The following is a 21,343-nucleotide window of genomic DNA, read 5'->3' on the forward strand; positions in this document are numbered from 1 at the left end:
CTGTGAGGTCTTTATAATGCGCCCCTCTTTCGCGGTAAACGCCCGTTGGGCAGGCGAAGGAGGGTGAGTTAAGCAGTTGATTTCCCGTATTATTTTGGTTTTTGGGGAGTTGGCGGCAGGGAAAAGAAACCTGCAAATTTAGCTTGACTCCCCCGAGGAAGGCAGTAGAATACGCCACCTCGACAAGGCAAACGAAACGCCTTGCGCTCTTTAACAATACGGTCAAGCAATTCGTGTGGGTGCTATCTGGGATAGTCTGATAAAGATTATCAGAGATAGTGACTCGTGAATTGATGCGAGTGATTAACTTTGAGCAGTATTTAAATCCTTCGGGATTTTGCAAGATTAAACTGAAGAGTTTGATCATGGCTCAGATTGAACGCTGGCGGCAGGCTTAACACATGCAAGTCGAGCGGTAACAGGTCCTTCGGGATGCTGACGAGCGGCGGACGGGTGAGTAATGCATGGGAATCTGCCCGGTAATGGGGGATAGCCCGGGGAAACCCGGATTAATACCGCATACGCCCTACGGGGGAAAGCAGGGGATCTTCGGACCTTGCGTTATCGGATGAGCCCATGTCGGATTAGCTAGTTGGTGGGGTAAAGGCCTACCAAGGCGACGATCCGTAGCTGGTTTGAGAGGATGATCAGCCACACTGGGACTGAGACACGGCCCAGACTCCTACGGGAGGCAGCAGTGGGGAATATTGGACAATGGGGGCAACCCTGATCCAGCCATGCCGCGTGTGTGAAGAAGGCTTTCGGGTTGTAAAGCACTTTCAGCGGGGAGGAAGGCTCACAGGTTAATACCCTGTGGGATTGACGTTACCCGCAGAAGAAGCACCGGCTAACTCCGTGCCAGCAGCCGCGGTAATACGGAGGGTGCAAGCGTTAATCGGAATTACTGGGCGTAAAGCGCGCGTAGGCGGTTTGATAAGCAGGATGTGAAAGCCCTGGGCTTAACCTAGGAATGGCATTCTGAACTGTCTGACTGGAGTATGGTAGAGGGTAGTGGAATTTCCTGTGTAGCGGTGAAATGCGTAGATATAGGAAGGAACACCAGTGGCGAAGGCGACTACCTGGACCAATACTGACGCTGAGGTGCGAAAGCGTGGGGAGCAAACAGGATTAGATACCCTGGTAGTCCACGCTGTAAACGATGTCAACTAGTCGTTGGGGATCTTGAATCCTTAGTGACGCAGCTAACGCACTAAGTTGACCGCCTGGGGAGTACGGCCGCAAGGTTAAAACTCAAATGAATTGACGGGGGCCCGCACAAGCGGTGGAGCATGTGGTTTAATTCGACGCAACGCGAAGAACCTTACCTGGCCTTGACATCCTGCGAACCCTCTGGAGACAGAGGGGTGCCTTCGGGAGCGCAGTGACAGGTGCTGCATGGCCGTCGTCAGCTCGTGTCGTGAGATGTTGGGTTAAGTCCCGTAACGAGCGCAACCCCTGTCCTTAGTTACCAGCGATTCGGTCGGGAACTCTAGGGAGACTGCCGGTGACAAACCGGAGGAAGGTGGGGATGACGTCAGGTCATCATGGCCCTTACGGCCAGGGCTACACACGTGCTACAATGGCGCGCACAGAGGGCTGCAAACCCGCGAGGTTGAGCCAATCCCTTAAAACGCGTCGTAGTCCGGATCGGAGTCTGCAACTCGACTCCGTGAAGTCGGAATCGCTAGTAATCGCGAATCAGAATGTCGCGGTGAATACGTTCCCGGGCCTTGTACACACCGCCCGTCACACCATGGGAGTGGATTGCACCAGAAGTAGTTAGTCTAACCGCAAGGAGGACGACTACCACGGTGTGGTTCATGACTGGGGTGAAGTCGTAACAAGGTAGCCGTAGGGGAACCTGCGGCTGGATCACCTCCTTAAACGATGATTGGACTGTTCCAGATTAGCATCCACACGAATTGCTTGACCGGTAGAAAGAGCAAAGGCGTACAGACCTGGGGGTTTGGCGCCGGATTCGCGCCGAGTGGCAAGGCGCAGGCAGAGCGAATGAGGGAGCGTACTCAAAGTACGTGACCGAATGAGCGAGGACTGCAACGCGGCCAGTCGGTGTGAAGACAAGCGAAACCGGGTCTGTAGCTCAGTTGGTTAGAGCGCACCCCTGATAAGGGTGAGGTCGGTGGTTCAAATCCACCCAGACCCACCACAATCGCCCAGCTCGGCGTTGCGTTAAGGTTTGCATAGCAGGCTATGCGGCACCTTAACGCGCCTTGATCTGAACGATTGCCGAGTTGACCGAGTTTGACGGTGTTAAGTTGAGGGTGACTCAGCTGGCGCCGGGCAAAGTGGTTTAGGCAAGGCGCAGGCTAAGCGAAGAAGGGAGTGTACATACGTGTACATGACCGCCTGAGTGCAGACTGCAACGCGGCATAAACCGCTTTGGACAAGCCAGGGGCCATAGCTCAGCTGGGAGAGCGCCTGCCTTGCACGCAGGAGGTCGGCGGTTCGATCCCGCCTGGCTCCACCAATTTCGAAAGAGATTGATGTGAGACGGAAAGAACGAAGATAGACGAGCGCCTGCCTTGCACGCAGGAGGTCGGACCGGGGTCGCGCACGACTTCGACCCGCCTGGCTCCACCAATTTCCACCCTGGAAATTGGCCAACGGTTGCTTGACCGAAAACACTTTACGGATAGTAGTGCACAGAAATGAGTCCAGACCGATCTGGCCTGATTTCTGATCACTGGGATCAGTTGCTCTTTAACAATGTGGCGAGATAGAAGGCATCGTAACCGATGCGTCAGGCGAGAAGCTTCGGCTTTTTGGGTGACACCAGGGTTACGGTGTTCGAGAGATAATCAAGCGTTATCCGGTGTAATATCGTTGGATTGCAATCTTGAGTCGACGGTGGGTGAGCACAAAAGGACACCCGCGGTTTTGATCAAGCATGAGGTTGTCAGGCAAGGCGCAGGCTGAGCGAGCGAGGGAGCATACATTGGTATGTGACCGAGCGAACGAAGACTGCAACGCAGCATGACAGCCTCAGGCGACGGTCAAAAAGTTGGTTTGGGGTTATATAGTCAAGCAATCAAGCGCACACGGTGGATGCCTTGGCAGTCAGAGGCGATGAAGGACGTTGTAGCCTGCGAAAAGCTTCGGGGAGCTGGCAAACAAGCTTTGATCCGGAGATGTCCGAATGGGGAAACCCACCTGGTTTCGGCCAGGTATCTTGCGCTGAATACATAGGCGTAAGAGGCGAACTCGGGGAACTGAAACATCTAAGTACCCGAAGGAAAAGAAATCAACCGAGATTCCCTAAGTAGCGGCGAGCGAACGGGGACTAGCCCTTAAGCTAGACAACTGGTAGGAGAAGGCCCTGGAAAGAGCCGCCATAGTGGGTGATAGCCCCGTATCCGAAACCTGAGTCTAGTGAAATCGAGTAGGACGGGGCACGAGAAACCTTGTCTGAACATGGGGGGACCATCCTCCAAGGCTAAATACTCCTGACTGACCGATAGTGAACCAGTACCGTGAGGGAAAGGCGAAAAGAACCCCTGTGAGGGGAGTGAAATAGACCCTGAAACCGTGTGCGTACAAGCAGTCGGAGCCGACTTGTTCGGTGACGGCGTACCTTTTGTATAATGGGTCAGCGACTTATGCTTAGTGGCGAGGTTAACCGTATAGGGGAGCCGTAGGGAAACCGAGTCTGAATAGGGCGAATCAGTCGCTAGGTATAGACCCGAAACCGGGCGATCTATCCATGAGCAGGTTGAAGGTGCGGTAACACGCACTGGAGGACCGAACCCACTGTCGTTGAAAAGCCAGGGGATGACTTGTGGATCGGAGTGAAAGGCTAATCAAGCCCGGAGATAGCTGGTTCTCCCCGAAAGCTATTTAGGTAGCGCCTCATGTCTCACTCTCGGGGGTAGAGCACTGTTTCGGCTAGGGGGTCATCTCGACTTACCAACCCGATGCAAACTCCGAATACCGAGAAGTGCAATCATGGGAGACACACGGCGGGTGCTAACGTCCGTCGTGAAGAGGGAAACAACCCAGACCGCCAGCTAAGGTCCCAAAGTTCTAGTTAAGTGGGAAACGATGTGGGAAGGCACAGACAGCTAGGAGGTTGGCTTAGAAGCAGCCATCCTTTAAGGAAAGCGTAATAGCTCACTAGTCGAGTCGGCCTGCGCGGAAGATGTAACGGGGCTCAAACTAGGCACCGAAGCTGCGGATCCGTACTCTGTACGGGTGGTAGGGGAGCGTTCTGTAAGTCTGCGAAGGTGAGTTGAGAAGCTTGCTGGAGATATCAGAAGTGCGAATGCTGACATGAGTAACGATAATGCGGGTGAAAAACCCGCACGCCGGAAGACCAAGGTTTCCTGCGCAACGTTAATCGGCGCAGGGTAAGTCGGCCCCTAAGGCGAGACCGAAAGGTGTAGTCGATGGGAAACGGGTTAATATTCCCGTACTTTTTTATACTGCGATGAGGGGACGGAGAAGGCTAGGTCAGCCGGGTGTTGGATATCCCGGTTCAAGCACGTAGGCAGTGGGATTAGGCAAATCCGGTCCCATAATGCTGAGATGCGAATACGAGTGCCCTTTCAGGGCGCGAAGTGATTGATGCCCTGCTTCCAGGAAAAGCCTCTAAGCTTCAGGTATAAAAGAACCGTACCCCAAACCGACACAGGTGGTCAGGTAGAGAATACCAAGGCGCTTGAGAAAACTCGGGTAAAGGAACTAGGCAAAATGGTGCCGTAACTTCGGGAGAAGGCACGCCGGTATTACGTGAAGCCCCTGCGGGTGGAGCGGAAGCCGGTCGAAGATACCAGGCCCCTGCGACTGTTTATTAAAAACACAGCACTGTGCAAACTCGTAAGAGGACGTATACGGTGTGACGCCTGCCCGGTGCCGGAAGGTTAATTGATGGGGTTAGCTTCGGCGAAGCTCTTGATCGAAGCCCCGGTAAACGGCGGCCGTAACTATAACGGTCCTAAGGTAGCGAAATTCCTTGTCGGGTAAGTTCCGACCTGCACGAATGGCGTAACGATGGGGGCGCTGTCTCTACCCGAGACTCAGTGAAATTGAAATCGCCGTGAAGATGCGGTGTATCCGCGGCTAGACGGAAAGACCCCGTGAACCTTTACTATAGCTTCACAGTGAACTTTGAGCCGTTTTGTGTAGGATAGCTGGGAGGCTTTGAAGCGGTGACGCCAGTCATCGTGGAGCCAACCTTGAAATACCAGCCTGAACTGTTTGAGGTTCTAACTTAGCCCCGTTATCCGGGGCGAGGACACTGTGTGGTGGGTAGTTTGACTGGGGCGGTCTCCTCCTAAAGCGTAACGGAGGAGCACAAAGGTGGGCTAAGCACGGTCGGACATCGTGCGGTTAGTGTAATGGCACAAGCCCGCTTGACTGCGAGACAGACACGTCGAGCAGGTACGAAAGTAGGTCATAGTGATCCGGTGGTTCTGTATGGAAGGGCCATCGCTCAACGGATAAAAGGTACTCCGGGGATAACAGGCTGATACCGCCCAAGAGTTCACATCGACGGCGGTGTTTGGCACCTCGATGTCGGCTCATCACATCCTGGGGCTGAAGCCGGTCCCAAGGGTATGGCTGTTCGCCATTTAAAGTGGTACGCGAGCTGGGTTTAGAACGTCGTGAGACAGTTCGGTCCCTATCTGCCGTGGACGTTGGAGATTTGAGAAGAGCTGCTCCTAGTACGAGAGGACCGGAGTGGACGAACCTCTGGTGTTCGGGTTGTCACGCCAGTGGCATTGCCCGGTAGCTATGTTCGGACAGGATAACCGCTGAAAGCATCTAAGCGGGAAGCCCCCTTCAAGATGAGATCTCCCTGGACCCTCGAGGTCCCTGAAGAGCCGTCCAAGACCAGGACGTTGATAGGTCGGGTGTGTAAGCGCTGCAAGGCGTTGAGCTAACCGATACTAATGACTCGTGCGGCTTGACTATATAACACCCAAGCCAACTTGGCCGGGTAACCTTGATTATCGATCGACGTGAGTCCCTCACGCGTTCTATCTCGCCTTCCCAGTGATCAATCAAACACGCACCGTGCACAACACCGCACCGCGTAACAGTTTGCCTGACGACCATAGCGAGCGGGAACCACCTGATCCCTTTCCGAACTCAGCAGTGAAACCACTCAGCGCCAATGGTAGTGTGGGGATCCCCCATGTGAGAGTAGGTCATCGTCAGGCGCCTAAACCCAAAGCCCCCGGTACAGCTGTACCGGGGGCTTTTTTATGCCCGCCGTTTAACACCCCGGATCACGCCTGATGCCAGCTGCGCCCTGCAGGGGACTGAGCGGCTGTCGCACCAACGCCCCGCGTGGGGCCTCTGCGTCGCCTTTTACCGCCCGTGTGTCTGCTCTACAATGTCGCCTCTTGCTCTCCGGCTGACTTATAACCGGGTTAGGCTGACTCTCACCATCTGTTCGCAACGATCGGTTAGCACCGATTGGTGCAGCTTTGGGACGACCAACATCTGTTCCGTTGTGGTTCTTCCGGCTTCGCTATTAAACTTCTGTAGTTCTTAATGCTCTTTACTGCCGGGCGGGTATTGACGCTCGGCCGACATTTTCATTTTCGGGAGGCGCCTTGGAAGCCACGAGCGAGTTGATACTACGACATTTGGCTGAGGTGCCGTCTGGCGCGCTTATGGTCACCCCGCCTAATGACGAGCTTCTGTCAAAGCTCCCGCCGGGGCGCTTCGTGACTCTGAACTATGGACACTGGCAGCAGTTGCGCTCGCGGGATGGCTGGGAAGGCCAATTTGGACTGGTGGCTTCGGATCCCGTAGATTTCGCTATTGTCTGGATGCCGAAGGCTCGTAAAGAGTTCGAACTGCTGATGACCTGGACGCTCAGCCAGCTCAACCCGGGAGCCCGGTTGTGGTTGGTTGGCGAGAAGAAAGGTGGAACCGAAAGCAGCGGCAAGGCACTGCAAAAGACTCTCGGCTGTGGCAGTAAACGGGATTCTGCACGCCACTGCCAGCTTTGGGAGTACGTTACTAAAACCACGGGCAAGGCGTTTTCTCTTGATGACTGGATGTACCGCCGATCGGCGCAGGTTCCTGTTGGGAGTGAACAGCAGGAAATTGTGCTTGTTGATGTGCCCGGTGTGTTCAGCCAAGGCCGTCTCGATGAGGGAACGGCACTTTTACTCGCGTCTCTCGATGAAATGCCGAAAGGCCCTGTGTTGGATTTTGCCTGCGGCGGAGGTGTGATCGGGACGGCCTTGATGGCGCGCTGGGGTGCCCTCCAAATCAACTTCATTGACATCCAGTGGCAGGCTCTTCTGGCCACCGAACAGACGCTCCTCGCCAATGGGCTGATCGGCGAGGTTTCGCCCAGCGATGGCCTGGCCGGACTGTCGGGTAAGTTCGGCACGATAGTGTCGAACCCGCCGTTTCATAGCGGTCTCAAAACGGACCTGGAGATTGTTCGTCAGTTCGTTGCACGGGTTAGGGCACATCTGCTACCAGGCGGGGTACTCTGGTTAGTCGCAAACGCATTTCTACCTTATCAACAACTGCTCGAGGACCAGTTCGGGACTGTCGAAGTTGCGTCAGACAACCGTCGGTTTAGAGTTTATCGCGCGAGTCTTCAGAAAGTGAGGTAGATGATGGATATAGATTTCAAGAGCTTGCCGCCAAGTGATGTTTACCACTGTCTCACGCAAACATTGATTCCGAGGCCTGTCGCTTGGGTGCTGACGGAGAATCCCGCCGGTGATTATAATCTGGCGCCATTTTCATACTTTACCGCGGTCAGCAGCGATCCGCCTTTAGTTATGATCTCGGTTGGGAAAAAGCCTGACAGTAGTTTCAAGGACACCCGAGTAAACATCGAGGCGCGCGGGCACTTCGTTATCCATCAAGCCCATAGCGGCCTCGCAGCGCCAATGACCGAGACAGCGCGTGCACTGGAGCACGGGGACTCAGAACTCGACAGGATAGAGCTGACCACCACGCCATTTGCCGGGTTTAGCCTGCCAAGGCTTGTGCAATGTCGTGTGGCTATGGCTTGCAGGCTTTTCGAACTGAAGGAAGTCGGGACGAATCGCCAAGCGCTCGTTTTTGGAGAGGTTCAGCATCTTTACGTCGATGACAAGGCCCTGATAGAAGATAAGAAAGGACGACTGAAAGTCGACGCAGCTATGCTCGACCCAGTTGGCCGACTTGGCGCGAATGAATACAGCAAAATGGGCGAGGTTTTAACGATCCCCAGGCCAAGTTGACCCGATGGACTGCCCGTAACCGCACCAGTCTAAGCGCCTTGGTAACCGGCGCGTTCAGCTTCCGGTACGCCCGGATCCCCGGCGCCGGGCTGTGTGCTGTGAGACTGGGAGTGGGCCATGTAGTCCGGATCGATCCATGACTGAGGGAGTGACTCACCTGAGGGAAAGCCCAGTTCAGCCTTTCGAAAATCGTCTGGCTCTTGCAGTTCCTGTCCCCACAGCTCTCGGCCAGTGACAATCGTAGAGAACGGATTGGTCAGGTCCGCCAATTGTTCGACTTCGATAAGATGTCCAGATGCAAGATTCTTCATCAGCATAGCAAGCTCCGTTCCTTCAGCGAGAAAAATTCAGCTTGCCATTGTTGCCAAGGCTTTGACAGCAGGTAAACGCTTCGTAATCTCGTGCAGCACTATGGGTAATGCCACGTTAGCTGACTAGGATTAACATGACCGGGCGGCTGTCGGCCTAGAGTTGCCTCACGCCTGTATCGGTGCCACGGTCACCTTCAAACGGAACGCGGTCGGTCGCCAAAGAGTCGCGTAAGCGCTGAGAATCCCGGGGAGAGGTCATATGTGGTTGTCTAAAAATCAAGTTGAAATGCCAAGCGCGGAGTCGGCGTTGCCCGGCCGTAGCGGCCCCTTGGAAGTGACTAACGAGCATTTCGTTAATGGGCGCCCGATCAAACCTCCTTTTCCGGAATCACTGGAAGAAGTTGTTTTTGGGATGGGCTGCTTTTGGGGTGCGGAACGCTGCTTCTGGACGCAAGAAGGTGTCTGGACAACCGCTGTCGGATACGCAGGCGGATTCACGAAAAATCCGACCTATGAAGAGGTCTGCTCCGGTCGAACAGGTCATACGGAAGCTGTCAGGGTGGTCTTTGATCCGAAGACAGTCGCTCTCGACCGGATCCTGCAGATGTTCTGGGAGAGCCACGACCCAACGCAAGGGATGCGGCAAGGTAATGACGTAGGCAGCCAGTACAGATCTGCAATCTATACAACAACCTCGTCGCAGCTTAGCGCAGCACTTGCTAGTTGCGATATATTTCAGCGGGCTTTATCTGAAGCCGGGAAGGGTACTATCACAACCGAAATATCCGCAGCCGGACCTTTTTACTATGCGGAGTCCTACCATCAGCAGTATCTGGCCAAGAATCCTCAAGGCTACTGCGGGCTAGGCGGCACGGGTGTCCGTTGCCCGGTCGGTATCAAATTCGAATAAAAGTCGAGCTAGAATAAAAGTCGAACTAGAGTAAAAAAGGCCCCAGATGGGGCCGAAGGGGTTAGGATAAAACGACGGGCGAAAAGATGGTTTTAAAATAGTCAGTAAAATTAGAGCAAACACACTAATATTTACTGCGCGGCGGCATTGACCCGTCGTAGCCGAGCCGCGCCAGAGTGTCGACGATAGCTTGAGTCTGGCTGTCAACTTCAATATTCACCATGTCACCTTCTTCCAACAACGCGAAGCGCGTGACGCGCAACGTTTCGGGAATGAGGTACACGGTAAAAGTATCTTCGCCGGTTTCTGCTACAGTCAGGCTGGCACCGTCGATCGCAATGAACCCTTTCGGGAAAATGTACTTCATCCACGCGGTGTCAACTTGAAAGGTCAAACGGTAGTTATTGGTGGGCTTCTCCAGGGCGCGTACCCGAGCCTGGGTATGAACATGACCTGAAAGTATGTGGCCGCCAATTTCATCACCTATACGCGCTGCACGCTCGAAATTGACCCTGTCGCCATGCCTGAGCTTTCCCAGCCCCGTGCAGGACAGTGTTTCCATCATTACATCGAAGCAAATCGTATCCCGCGACTCCTGCTGCACAACGGTAAGACAAACACCGTTTATGGCGACTGAGGCTCCAACCGCGACGTTTTCCATAGCGCCAGTCGGGAAATGTATCTGCAGGGTATGTAGCCCCGGCTTTTTTTCGATACGCGTGATTTCAGCCAGGCCCTGAACAATTCCAGTGAACACCGTAAGACTTCCCCTTGCTCTATCAGTGACTCTCCGCCTTCAGCCGCTTGAACGGCTAACAACGTGGTTATGCTCATGATTAGATTTCGTCACTCTGTTCGCTCAAGTCGGCGGCAAACAGGTCGATAACTAATTTAGAGCTATAGTATCAGTAAGGCCAGCAGCTGACCTCATGCGGATCTGCTCCACACGATGCTGAAGCGTTTTCGAGATCTTGCGCTGACTCCTCCCAACCAAGGCGACTACAGTGGAAAACGGTAACCGGTCATCGACCGCGACGCGCAAGGCCTGGCCCCAGCCGCGGGTGCACCCGGGCCGCGACCCGTCGGCGAAAGCGTCTCTGACCCCGTCCGAGGCAGATGAGAATGTTCGTCTTGCGAATGAGGGCTTGGCCAGGTCTGAGCCTGCTGTTTCGGAAGTACAGCCTGCGCCAACCGGCGAAGAGGATAGAGAAAAATCAGCTGCGGCCCCGACCACACAAACCGAAGACGAAACCCCAGCTGAACCCGAAGCGATTGTCGAAGAAAATGTGCCCGACCGGGCGTACTTTGAGATGCACCAGCGCCGGCGCAAAGCGCTGCTCAAAGACTGCTCAGGCGTTAAACTTCTCGATTTTCACATCTTGGCAATGGCCGAGTGGCCCGAGAATTTTAGGCTCGTGCAGGCGCGACGTCGCAGGGACCAGTGGTTGTTCATTATGAGCATAATGGCAGCCCTTTTTCTGGCAGGACTGGGTAGTTTCATCCCTGCGTGGACAGGGGGCGCCGCTTTCGGGGCCATGACGTTACTGGGGTTTCTACTAGTGCCGGATTTCCGCCGACTCATCATCCAGCGCCCCAGCTATCGCGAGCTTCTGTTGCAGCGCCGGCAAATCCTCAAACGTGCCCGCCAGCACATACAGTATCTTGAGGGCCCGGCGGGCTTGGCATGGCAATGCCAAGCTCTGGGGGAGTATAACCCAGCATTGCGACAGGCCCGCTTCCAGAATCTTTTCAACTACTCTCAGGACAATACCCTTCTAAGCCACATCCGTACCCGCGCTCATGTCAGGCTCTATCTTATGTTCGTTCTGGAAGCTGAACGGGCTTATGAGGCAATGCATCACAGCTACCTTGAGGCCCAGCAAGAGGCACGTGAACGGGGATGGGAGCCCGCCAGCGCTGAGATTGATGCCTCATCTCAGTATTCTTGACAGCCTTTCGTTTCAAACGTATGTTTCAAACATATGTTTGGTAGGGTGAGGCCCATGGCACAGTCGGAAACCGTAGAGCGCATTCTGGACGCAGCCGAGTCCCTGTTCGCGGATCGGGGCTTTTCTGAAACTTCGTTGAGAATGATTACCAGCAAAGCCAAGGTTAACCTGGCCGCGGTCAACTATCATTTCGGCTCGAAGAACGCGCTTATTCATGCAGTGTTCGCTCGGTTCCTCACCCCTTTCTGCAACTCACTGGAACTGGCTTTCGATCAGCTTGAGGCCGGGGGTAACGTCGGTAACGAAGGACTTGAGCCTCTGCTGAGAGCGCTTACAGAAACCGCGGTGAGAAGTCAGGCAGGTCGTTACGATGAGGGCATCTCTATCTTCATGCGGCTGCTGGGACTCGCCTACACACAGTCCCAGGGGCATCTGCGAAAGTTTCTCGAAGCGGAGTACAGCAAAACTTTCGGTCGCTTCATGCGGTTGCTCAAGGAAGCTACACCTGAATTGGGGCCGGTAGAACGTTACTGGCGAATCCAGTTCATGATCGGCGCCACAGCCTTCACCATGTCCAGCAGTGAGGCATTGGGCGATATTCTGGAGAACAAGCTAGGCGTCGAGACGCCGGTCGAGGAAATCGTGGCGCGGCTTGTGCCGTTTCTCGCGGCGGGTATGAAGGCTCGTACTCTGGACGGAACCGCTATTCCGAAGGGCAGGTCATTCGCCGGCGCTATCCCTTCCTGAACCTGATCTCCGCCGCGGCTGCCCATAGGGCCGATATTGCAAACGCTTTCCTCAGCCGCCAGACTCTGACCAACGTCGCAACCCCTTGCTGCAGGGCAGGTACCGCCGGAGCACAGATACCGTGAGCGAAGTGAAGGCCGTCGACGCGGCATCCGCACTAGTGATTGATCTTCAGGCGCAAGTGATGACCGTTTTCCGGCAGGGTACGCCCTCGCTTTGCTACCGGATCTCAACTGCCCTGAACGGGCCCGCCGAAGCCAATGGCTCGTTCGGGACACCCAGGGGCAAGCACCGCATCAGAGCTCTGATCGGTAAGGATCTGCCTTTAGGTGCGGTTTTTGTCGGGCGCCGTCCGACCGGAGAAATCTGGACTCCCGAGCTAGCCATCAGCAACCCCAATCGGGACTGGATACTGACGCGCATTCTCTGGTTGTGCGGTGAGGAGCCTGGTTTCAACCGCGGCGGGACAGTCGACTCAATGCGCCGCTTCATATACATTCACGGCACACCCGATACCGAGCCTATGGGGGTGCCCCGATCCCATGGCTGTATTCGCATGCGGAACCGTGACATCGATCAGCTTTTTGGATTCGTCACTGCTGGCCTTCCTGTTGCGATTGATTGAGTCTGTAGACACTCCTTTTTCCTTTAGAGCACCCGGACAAAGAGAACCCGGATACAAACTGGAGATCGAAAATTGGTCGGAAACCTCATGCTCGACCTCGCCGGGCTTGAACTGAGCCACGACGAAGCAGACCTCCTGTCAGCCCCTCAAGTCGGCGGCCTTATACTTTTCGCTCGGAATTACTCCGACTGCGACCAATTGTCGCGGCTGACTAAATCAGTGAGGGAGGTACGGCCCGACCTGCTTATAGCGGTCGACCAAGAAGGCGGTCGGGTTCAGCGGTTTCGCCAGGGCTTCACGCGTCTGCCCCCTATGAGGGCACTTGGGACGTTGTACGATCGCGAGCCGACAGCAGCCAGAAGGCTGGCTTCAGATTGCGGTTGGCTGCTGGCGACCGAGCTCCTACGTTTCGAGATTGACTTCAGCTTCACGCCAGTGCTTGATCTGGACTACCACGATACTACGGTGATAGGCGATCGCGCTTTTCACCGCGATCCTGACGCTGTATCGGTACTAGCCGGATCTCTGGCCCAAGGCATGGCGGAAGCAGGCATGGCCTCGGTTGGTAAACATTTTCCGGGGCACGGCTTCGTGCGGGGCGATAGCCATACTGAAATGCCGGTTGATGAACGTTCGCTGTCAGAGCTGATGCAGACCGACATTCGCCCGTTCGAGGCATTGTGTAACAAGGAGCTTCGGGGGCTCATGCCCGCCCATGTGATTTATCCAGACGTTGATTCCTGTCCGGCTGGTTTCTCTCGGGTCTGGTTGCAGCAGATTGTTCGTAGGCAGTTGGGGTTCGCTGGCGTGATTTTCAGCGATGATCTGAGTATGGCCGCGGCCGGAATTGCAGGAACACCCTCGGCTCGTGCCCGCGCAGCCCTGGACGCAGGCTGCGACATGGTCCTGGTCTGCAATGACCCCGACGCCGCACGCGAGGTCCTCAAGTGGCTACAGGCCGAACCTGACTCAGCGCCATCCAGGAGCACAGCGCTGGCATCGCTTGCGCGGCGGTGCTCCGCTGAGGAGGCGTGGCAACGCACCCGTACTGAGCGCTACCAGGCTGTTCAGCAGCGCTTGGCGACGCTGGGTGGTGCAGCCTGAGGGCCTGCTTTCACCGTAAGCTTTCGCTTTTTCAGTAACTTCTAATACAGCCCGGCGGGCTGGGGAATCTCTACAAGATGAGTCAGGCCAGAATTGCCATTATCGGCGGAACAGGATTAACCGAACTCGAAGGGCTCCGGTTATCGGAAGAGAAAAAGTATCCCACGCCTTGGGGGGAGCCCTCGGCACCGTTGTTATTTGGCCAGTTCGGCCGCTCTCGCATTGTCTTCCTCGCCCGCCACGGCAACCCCCACACGAAACCGCCGCACCAGGTAAACTATCGCGCCAACCTCTGGGCGCTGCGCGAGGCAGGTGTCGAGCAGGTTCTTGCGGTCAATGCAGTCGGCGGCATTTCTGCTGAAACTGGGCCGGCGAGGCTGATCGTGCCGGACCAGTTGATCGACTACACCTATGGCAGAGGGCATACGTTCTTTGAGGGTGACGCTCTGGAGCACGTTACCCACGTAGACCTTACTGAGCCTTACGATCGTGAGGTGCGGCGGGGCCTGGTCGACGCCGCTCTCAGCCGAGGGATTCCGGTTAAAGACGGGGGTGTGTACGGTTGCACCCAGGGACCAAGGCTGGAAACTGCGGCTGAAATCCGGCGTTTGGAGCGGGACGGCTGTGATCTGGTGGGCATGACTGGAATGCCCGAAGCCGCATTGGCAGCGGAGCTTCAGCTTCGCTACGGCTGTCTTGCGTTGTCAGTAAACTGGGCTGCGGGTAAGACCGAGGGTATCATCACGATGGCGGAAATCGGCGCTGCCATAGAAAGCGGTATGGGCGATGTCAGGTCCACCATTAGCGCCTATCTTGAGGCCACCTTGGGCTAGTTGCGTGCCCGGCCGTCCGTGTTTTTGGGGCGATCGTTCAGTCGAGGGGATGGAAATACACCAACAATCCCATGGTCGGCGCGTCAAGAAAATGCAGCTTCTCACTGCGCATTCGGCGAGTCTCACGCATGACGCTTACTACCGGCGGTGCGGACGGTTCAGTGTTCTCATCCGGGGCTGTCTGTGCATCCAGTAAAAGCAGATCCAGTGCTTCATTTTCGGAAATCTCTAACAGTAACTGGTTTGCTTTAGCCTGAGCTGAATCAGCTTGTGGGCTTTGTTCAGTCTGCATCGCAGCCAGGTCGAGATCATAAAGCTGAGCGTTAACATGAAGGTAGCGCTGGCGCTCTATCTGGATGGTGCCCTCGATATCGGCATAGCCGTTCTTCGTCTCGCCCACCCTGACCAGTAGGGGAGGGGTCTGATGCCCGGGCGGGAACGCTTCTTCCCACCCGACCAGAAACTTTACGTCGTACCGGCCGCTGTTGCGTAGCCTGTTTCTGGCCTGAGCCAGATGTAGCTCGCTCTGGGGGAGCAGAGTACGACTGAAGTCAGAGACCGGGCTCTGAGCAACGGGCTGAGTCCCATCATCCGTCATGTCTCCCTGGGCTGGACCAGCGACAGCGGGACCCTCCTGTCTGGGTAAGGGCTTCTCACCGTGAAGCATCTCCGCCCCTATAAACGTTGCTGGGGCGTAAGTGTTGTCGAGATATTCCCGGTCAGGTGCGCTGCGCGGCGTGAAAAACAGCAGTTCGACGCGGTAGCGATCTTTGGTTGCAGGCTCGCCTGATTCTTCCTGCGCGGCGAGCATGCAGGGAATCAGGATTAGCCCAAGCGCTAAAACTCGACTACTTCGCCCGAACAGGGACACAGTTCGGCTAATCAGACTGTGTCGAGCACCGGCTAGCCGCATACTGATTCTGGATAGTGCAACCACTCGCTTGAATTCCTTCTTGGGCCGACCGTTCAGGTAGCCGGCGCCCCTATCTGGGCTGTGGGTTCGACTTTGAGGCGGGAACGCTCCGCGCCAACGTACTGAGGAGTGTTTCGACTCCCTGGAGTTTACCATCGGTATCGGTGCGCTTCAGCCGAAAACGCAGCTGGTTGCCGTTTTCCAGTTTGAAGTTCTGCGGTTCCCGCTGGACGAGCTGTACCAGCGTGAAAGGGTCAATTTGTGTATGGCTGGCGAAGTCGAGCCGGCCCCATTCTCCACCCGCGTCCACCTTGATCACGCCCAGTGACTCTGCGGCCAAGCGTAGTTCAGTCTGTCGGATGAGGTTCTTTGCCGGTTCGGGCAGCAATCCAAAACGATCGATCATTTCGACCTGCAGCTCCCGCAAGGCTTCGGAGGACTTTACGCTGGCGAGGCGTTTATAAAGGATCAGCCGATTGTGGACATCGGGGAGGTAGTCATCGGGAATCAGTGCCGGGATACGCAAATTGATTTCGGTCCCGTGCTGAAGTGGCAGCTCGGCATTGGGCGTCCTGCCTTCACGTATTGCCGCAACAGCCTCCTCCAGAAGCTCCATGTACAACGAGAAGCCGATCGTCTCGATCTGGCCGCTCTGTTCGGCGCCTAAGAGCTCCCCAGCTCCCCGAATTTCAAGGTCATGGGTTGCAAGCATGAAGCCCGCGCCAAGATCCTGGGCGGCAGCGATCGCTTCAAGGCGCTTCTCCGCGTCGGGAGTGAGTTTGCGGTCTTCAGGGGTCAAAAGATAAGCGTACGCCTGATGATGCGATCGACCAACGCGGCCCCTGAGCTGATGCAGCTGAGCCAGGCCGAACTTGTCCGCCCGTTCGATAATGATTGTGTTGGCGCTGGGAATGTCGATGCCGGTTTCGATGATGGTCGTACACACGAGCACATTGAAGCGCTTGTGATAGAAGTCAGTCATCACCTCTTCCAGGTTGCGCTCCCGCATCTGGCCATGGGCAACGGCCACTCTCGCTTCAGGCACAAGCTTGGTAAGCTCGTCTGCGACCTTTTCTATACTGGCGACGTCGTTGTGAAGGACGTAGACCTGTCCACCCCGGAGAATTTCACGCAGGACGGCTTCCTTGATCAGAGCGGGATCGCGCTGGTGGATAAAGGTCTTTACCGAAAGCCGGCGTGCAGGCGGGGTAGCGATTATCGACAAGTCCCGCAGGTGGCCCATGGCCATATTCAGGGTGCGCGGAATAGGCGTCGCGGTCAGGGTGAGGATGTCCACTTCTGCCCGGAGCGCTTTCAGCTTTTCTTTCTGATTCACCCCAAAGCGATGCTCTTCATCAATGATGGCCAGACCCAGGTCCTTGAATATGATGTCGCCCTGAAGCAGCTTGTGGGTGCCGATGACAATGTCCACCTTGCCCTCGGCTATACGCGAGATGGTCGTGCTTTGCTGTTTGCTGCTACGAAAGCGGCTGAGTAGCTCGACCTGAACCGGGGTGTCGGAGAAACGGTCGCGGAAGGACTCATAGTGCTGCTGTGCCAGGAGCGTTGTCGGCACAAGTACCGCTACCTGCCTCCCGGCATGGGTAGCCACGAACGCGGCGCGCATCGCGACCTCGGTCTTACCAAAGCCGACATCGCCGCAAACCAGTCGGTCCATGGGTTTGGGCAGGCTCATATCGGACATGACCGCGTCGATCGCCATCTGCTGGTCGGGCGTCTCCTCAAACGGAAACCCGGCACTGAAATGCCGGTATGCTTCGCCCGGTGATTCGAAGGCGTAACCCGGGCGTGCATCCCGGCGCGCATAGACATCAAGCAGCTCAGCGGCCGTATCGCGAATTTTTTCCAGTGCCTTGGCTTTCGCCTGGGACCAGCGATCGCTGCCCAGCTTATGCAGTGGCGCGGTGGCATCGTCCGATCCGCTGTAACGGGAGATCAGGTGAAGGCTGGCGACAGGCAGGTAGAGTTTGGCTTTGTCAGCGTACTCGAGCGTGACGAATTCGTTCACCTGGCCTTCCAGCTCGATGGTGGTCAGACCGGTATAACGACCGACGCCGTGGTCAATATGGACTACTGGCGAGCCAATCCGTAGCTCGGAAAGGTTACGGAACGCAGCTTCGCTATTTTCGCGTCCTTTGTCCCGCCGCCGGCGCTGCATTACCCTTTGGCCAAAAAGCACGGCTTCGGGTATTACCGCGAGCTCCATATTTTCGAGCACTGTGCCGCCCTCAAGACTGGCAACGGTCAGTCCGTAACGAGCATCGCTCTTGAGAAAAGCCGTCCAGCCTTCGAGTTCCTCAATTCTGATGTCGTATTCGCGAAGCTGTTCCACCAGTGCCTCTCGCCGCCCGGTGGTCTCTGCTGTGAAGAGTACGCGGCCTGAAAAGGTGTCCAGAAAGCGGTTGAGTTTACGGGCGGGATCCGTAGCGCGGCCATCAAACGCGATCTCAGGCAAGGGCTTGAAAGGAAGATCAAGAGCATTGGGCGAGGCACTCTCAGAGTCCAGAGCAGTTATCCGAGGGAAGGCTTTTAAAGACCGAAAACATTCTTCCTTGGCGAGAAAGAGGTCGCGTGGTGGTAACAGGGGGCGCAGTCGGTCATGCCGCCGATCCTCATAGCGGGCCTGAATTTCTGCCTCTATATGGTCGATATCCGCTTCGAGGCGCGGGGGCGTAAACACCAACGTCGCACCCGGGAGGTAATCGAACAGCGTCGCCATGGGCTGATCGAAAAACAGCGGCAGATAGTACTCAATGCCTAGCGGTCTGATCCCAGCGGCTACATCCTGATAGACCGCAGCTTCCCGTGGCGCATGGGGGAATTTCTCGAACCAGCGGTTGCGAAAGGCCGAACGGGCCTCCGGATGCCACGGGAACTCGTGGGCCGGTAGCAGCTCAATCTGTTCAGTACGGTCGCGGGAGCGCTGGGTGTCCGGATCAAATGTGCGTAGTGTTTCAACTTCATTGTCGAACAAATCGATGCGATAGGGCAGGTCCGCGCCCATTGGAAAAATATCAATGATCGAGCCGCGTACCGCGTACTCACCATGTTCGTAGACATTCTCGGCATAGCGGTAGCCCGCGGCATCCAGCCTGAGCCGCCAGGTATCTACGTCCAGTTTCTGCCCGACCTGCAGAACAAGTGTGTTGCCCTCTGCAAAAGACACGGGGGCCAGGCGCTGCATCAAAGTACGCACTGGCACAACAAGGATGCCGCGCTCGACGTGGGGCAGGCGGTTCAGGGTTCGTATGCGCTGCGAAACAATATCTTCATGGGGCGAGAAAATATCGTAGGGGAGTGTCTCCCAATCGGGTAGGGGCAATAGCTCAATGCGCCCCTCCAGGTAGAACTGCAGTTCCTGCTCAAGGCGGAGTGCTTCACCCGTCGTAGCGGCGACGACCAGGGTAAGGCCTGGGTAATCAAGCGCCGCCTCGGCTATAACCAGGGCGGCGGAGCCGTCGCTGGCACCGGCCCAGTGCCGGTGGTCTCCCGGCTTGTTCGGCACGGGAAGACTGTCGAGGAACAGGGATGTCATGGATTGACCTCTACTCGCGTATTCAGGCTGGGCATCGGCTCGGCTATCCGGAAAAGCTGTGCCACGCCGGGACGGCATTGTACCGGGCCGGTCCAGAGGTGTCATGAATCGGGAGATATTCAAAGGGGGCTGGCACTGTCGCGGACACCCACAGGTGCTGCGTTTGCGATGCGACGGCGGAAATTGGATAATAGCCGCCCATTTCCGTCCCAGGGAACGGCGCTCAAGCGAATGCTGCGTCCGCCCTGACACCGATTCATGTAGCTAAGAGGTCTAACGCGGTGAGCCAGAAACAGACGAATGAGTATTTTGCGGACTGGAAAGAACGTGAAGCCATGGCTGAAGCGATGATTCCGCTGATCGGACGCCTCTATCGCCAGAATAACGTTGTGACTTCGATTTATGGTCGCGCAATCATTAATCAGTCAGTGATCGGGTTGCTCAAGGCTCATAGGTTCGTGCGTCAGATTGAGAGCAACGAGTTGAGTGTTCAGGATACGTTTCCCATTCTGGAGACGCTGGACCGGCTGAATCTCGGGCGTGCGCATATTGATATCGGTAAACTTGCCGTCAGCTATAAGCTGAATGCTGGTTCAGAAAGCGTTGAAGAGTTTCTTCGTCGTGAAGTAGCTCAGGTCGTTGACAAGTATGACGCAGAAGAAGCAAGCAGCAGGGAATCGGATACCAAAGATATTGTGCTTTATGGGTTCGGTCGTATTGGTCGCTATCTTGCTCGCATTCTGATCGAGAAAGCCGGAGGCGGTAACAACCTTCGTCTCCGTGCGATCGTGGTTCGTAATGGTGGTGCTGAGAACGATCTCGAAAAGCGGGCCAGCCTGCTGCGTCGGGATTCCGTTCATGGGCCGTTCCGGGGCGCAATAACCTGTGATGAAGAGAGCAGTGCGATCATTGCAAACGGCAATTACATCAAGGTTATCTATTCCGACGGGCCAGATAAAGTCGACTACACCCAGTATGGCATAGACAACGCTATCGTCATTGATAACACCGGCAAGTGGCGGGACGAAGAAGGGCTCAGTCTGCACCTGAAGTCCAAGGGTGTCAGCCGGGTACTGCTTACGGCGCCGGGCAAGGGTGATATCAAGAATATCGTTTACGGTATTAACCACAACACCATAACTACCGATGACAAAATTCTTTCAGCCGCTTCCTGTACCACGAACGCAATAACACCGGTCCTGAAGGTTATCAATGATAAATACGGGATCGAAGATGGGCACGTGGAAACTGTACACGCCTACACCAACGACCAGAACCTTATCGACAACTATCACAAAGGTAGCCGCCGGGGGCGTAGTGCGCCGCTGAACATGGTGCTTACCGAAACCGGTGCCGCGAAGGCGGTGGCGAAAGCGCTGCCTGAATTGAAGGACAAGCTGTCAGGAAGCGCGATCCGCGTGCCCACGCCCAATGTGTCCATGGCTATACTGAATCTCAACCTGAAGAGCTCGGTTGACGTCGAGGGTGTCAATGATTTCCTGCGGGATGTGGCCCTGCACTCTGAATTGCAACGGCAGATCGATTTTGTGAATTCGCCCGAGGTGGTGTCTTCAGACTTCGTCGGGTCGCGGCACGCGGGAATCGTCGATGCTCAGGCCACCATTGCCAACGGTAAAAGGCTGATCCTCTACGTCTGGTACGACAACGAAGCTGGCTATAGCGCGCAGTTGGTGCGCATCATCAACCAGATGGCCGGGGTCACTTATCCGGTCGTGCCGGCCCGGGGCGGGCTCAGCGAGGTTTCTTCCAACTACTGATTTCACCTGTCGCAAGTCGGTTTGAGCAAGACCAGAGCCCTCATCGCCGTTCCAGGCCTGGGGGCTTTTTGTTGTGTTTAGCAAAGATGAAAGCGCTCCTGGCGGAAATTGCATTTTGTTGCGCCTGACCGGGCTCAAAGCCTTCCTGAAATAAACCGGTCCGGCCAATGTCAGGCGATCTCCCTTTAGGTGGTCTCTGGGCCCGAGGGCGGTGGAAAGTCATAACCTTAGTCTCTATAATTGGCGAGCTTTTAGGTGTGCTGGTTCCTCACCTGCACCGTTCGGATGCCCCGCCAGGCGCAAAGTCTGGTTTCTGCCTTTTCCGAAATCGGCAATGTTCCGGATCGTTGCGGGCGCTGACAGGCGCAAACTCCAATTTACAGTTCTGATGACTGGGC

At 55.9% G+C, this 21,343-nt stretch carries 13 protein-coding genes, 2 tRNA genes and 3 rRNA genes; 14 read left to right on the forward strand and 4 right to left on the reverse strand.

The window, feature by feature from the left end; all coding sequences use genetic code 11:
* The first annotated feature begins 347 nt into the window (after nucleotides 1-347).
* From soil367_RS06195 to soil367_RS06225, 7 genes are all read left to right on the forward strand, one after another.
* A 16S ribosomal RNA gene (locus soil367_RS06195) occupies nucleotides 348-1,883 on the forward strand.
* 207 nt (nucleotides 1,884-2,090) lie between these two features.
* A tRNA-Ile gene (locus tag soil367_RS06200) sits at nucleotides 2,091-2,167 on the forward strand.
* A 245-nt stretch (nucleotides 2,168-2,412) separates the two neighbouring features.
* Nucleotides 2,413-2,488: transfer RNA gene (locus soil367_RS06205), tRNA-Ala, on the forward strand.
* Between the two features lie 551 nt (nucleotides 2,489-3,039).
* Nucleotides 3,040-5,931 (forward strand): 23S ribosomal RNA (locus soil367_RS06210).
* 132 nt (nucleotides 5,932-6,063) lie between these two features.
* Nucleotides 6,064-6,179: ribosomal RNA gene (rrf, locus tag soil367_RS06215) — 5S ribosomal RNA — on the forward strand.
* Together the 16S, 23S and 5S rRNA genes with 2 tRNA genes alongside form the textbook arrangement of a ribosomal RNA operon.
* A 399-nt stretch (nucleotides 6,180-6,578) precedes the next feature.
* Nucleotides 6,579-7,601, forward strand: coding sequence for a methyltransferase (locus soil367_RS06220; RefSeq protein ID WP_136547957.1), 1,023 nt, complete (start codon nucleotides 6,579-6,581; stop codon nucleotides 7,599-7,601).
* Nucleotides 7,602-8,219 (forward strand): flavin reductase family protein, encoded by a 618-nt coding sequence (locus tag soil367_RS06225; protein ID WP_246065558.1) that lies wholly within the window; start codon nucleotides 7,602-7,604, stop codon nucleotides 8,217-8,219.
* A 29-nt stretch (nucleotides 8,220-8,248) separates the two neighbouring features.
* On the opposite strand, the gene soil367_RS06230 is transcribed toward soil367_RS06225, so the two are convergent.
* Complete coding sequence (locus soil367_RS06230) at nucleotides 8,249-8,536, reverse strand: acetyltransferase (protein ID WP_216642782.1); 288 nt, start codon at nucleotides 8,534-8,536, stop codon at nucleotides 8,249-8,251.
* A 253-nt stretch (nucleotides 8,537-8,789) separates the two neighbouring features.
* Here soil367_RS06230 and msrA point away from each other — a divergent pair, with 253 nt between their 5' ends.
* Nucleotides 8,790-9,440: a peptide-methionine (S)-S-oxide reductase MsrA gene (gene msrA, locus soil367_RS06235; protein ID WP_136547959.1), complete on the forward strand. Its 651-nt coding sequence runs from the start codon at nucleotides 8,790-8,792 to the stop codon at nucleotides 9,438-9,440.
* A gap of 124 nt (nucleotides 9,441-9,564) precedes the next feature.
* Here the strand turns inward: msrA and soil367_RS06240 are convergent, their stop codons facing one another.
* Entirely contained in the window at nucleotides 9,565-10,197 is a 633-nt protein-coding gene (locus tag soil367_RS06240) for a riboflavin synthase subunit alpha (protein ID WP_136547961.1), read from the reverse strand.
* 247 nt (nucleotides 10,198-10,444) lie between these two features.
* On the opposite strand from soil367_RS06240, the gene soil367_RS06245 reads away from it, so the two are divergent.
* From soil367_RS06245 to soil367_RS06265, 5 genes are all read left to right on the forward strand, one after another.
* The gene (locus soil367_RS06245) at nucleotides 10,445-11,389 is read left to right on the forward strand and encodes a hypothetical protein (protein ID WP_136547963.1); all 945 of its coding nucleotides are present in this window, start codon (nucleotides 10,445-10,447) and stop codon (nucleotides 11,387-11,389) included.
* Nucleotides 11,390-11,443: 54 nt separating this feature from the next.
* On the forward strand, nucleotides 11,444-12,136 hold the full coding sequence (locus soil367_RS06250) for a TetR/AcrR family transcriptional regulator (RefSeq protein ID WP_136547966.1): 693 nt from the start codon (nucleotides 11,444-11,446) through the stop codon (nucleotides 12,134-12,136).
* Between the two features lie 121 nt (nucleotides 12,137-12,257).
* Complete coding sequence (locus soil367_RS06255) at nucleotides 12,258-12,761, forward strand: L,D-transpeptidase (RefSeq protein WP_246065559.1); 504 nt, start codon at nucleotides 12,258-12,260, stop codon at nucleotides 12,759-12,761.
* An 87-nt stretch (nucleotides 12,762-12,848) separates the two neighbouring features.
* Complete coding sequence (gene nagZ / locus soil367_RS06260) at nucleotides 12,849-13,865, forward strand: beta-N-acetylhexosaminidase (RefSeq protein ID WP_136550542.1); 1,017 nt, start codon at nucleotides 12,849-12,851, stop codon at nucleotides 13,863-13,865.
* A 77-nt stretch (nucleotides 13,866-13,942) separates the two neighbouring features.
* Entirely contained in the window at nucleotides 13,943-14,698 is a 756-nt protein-coding gene (locus soil367_RS06265) for an S-methyl-5'-thioinosine phosphorylase (RefSeq protein WP_136547968.1), read from the forward strand.
* A gap of 37 nt (nucleotides 14,699-14,735) precedes the next feature.
* Here soil367_RS06265 and soil367_RS06270 read toward each other — a convergent pair whose 3' ends face one another.
* Nucleotides 14,736-15,767: a CsiV family protein gene (locus soil367_RS06270; protein ID WP_136547970.1), complete on the reverse strand. Its 1,032-nt coding sequence runs from the start codon at nucleotides 15,765-15,767 to the stop codon at nucleotides 14,736-14,738.
* Nucleotides 15,682-19,167, reverse strand: a complete 3,486-nt coding sequence (mfd, locus tag soil367_RS06275; protein ID WP_136547971.1) for a transcription-repair coupling factor — start codon at nucleotides 19,165-19,167, stop codon at nucleotides 15,682-15,684. The genes soil367_RS06270 and mfd overlap by 86 nt, the downstream gene beginning before the upstream one ends.
* 281 nt (nucleotides 19,168-19,448) lie before the next feature.
* Here mfd and soil367_RS06280 point away from each other — a divergent pair, with 281 nt between their 5' ends.
* Nucleotides 19,449-20,945 carry a glyceraldehyde-3-phosphate dehydrogenase gene (locus tag soil367_RS06280; protein WP_136547973.1) on the forward strand — a complete coding sequence of 499 codons (1,497 nt, stop codon included), beginning with the start codon at nucleotides 19,449-19,451 and terminating at the stop codon, nucleotides 20,943-20,945.
* Nucleotides 20,946-21,343: the final 398 nt, after the last annotated feature.

This window comes from Hydrocarboniclastica marina, from assembly GCF_004851605.1.
GTDB lineage: Bacteria > Pseudomonadota > Gammaproteobacteria > Pseudomonadales > Oleiphilaceae > Hydrocarboniclastica > Hydrocarboniclastica marina.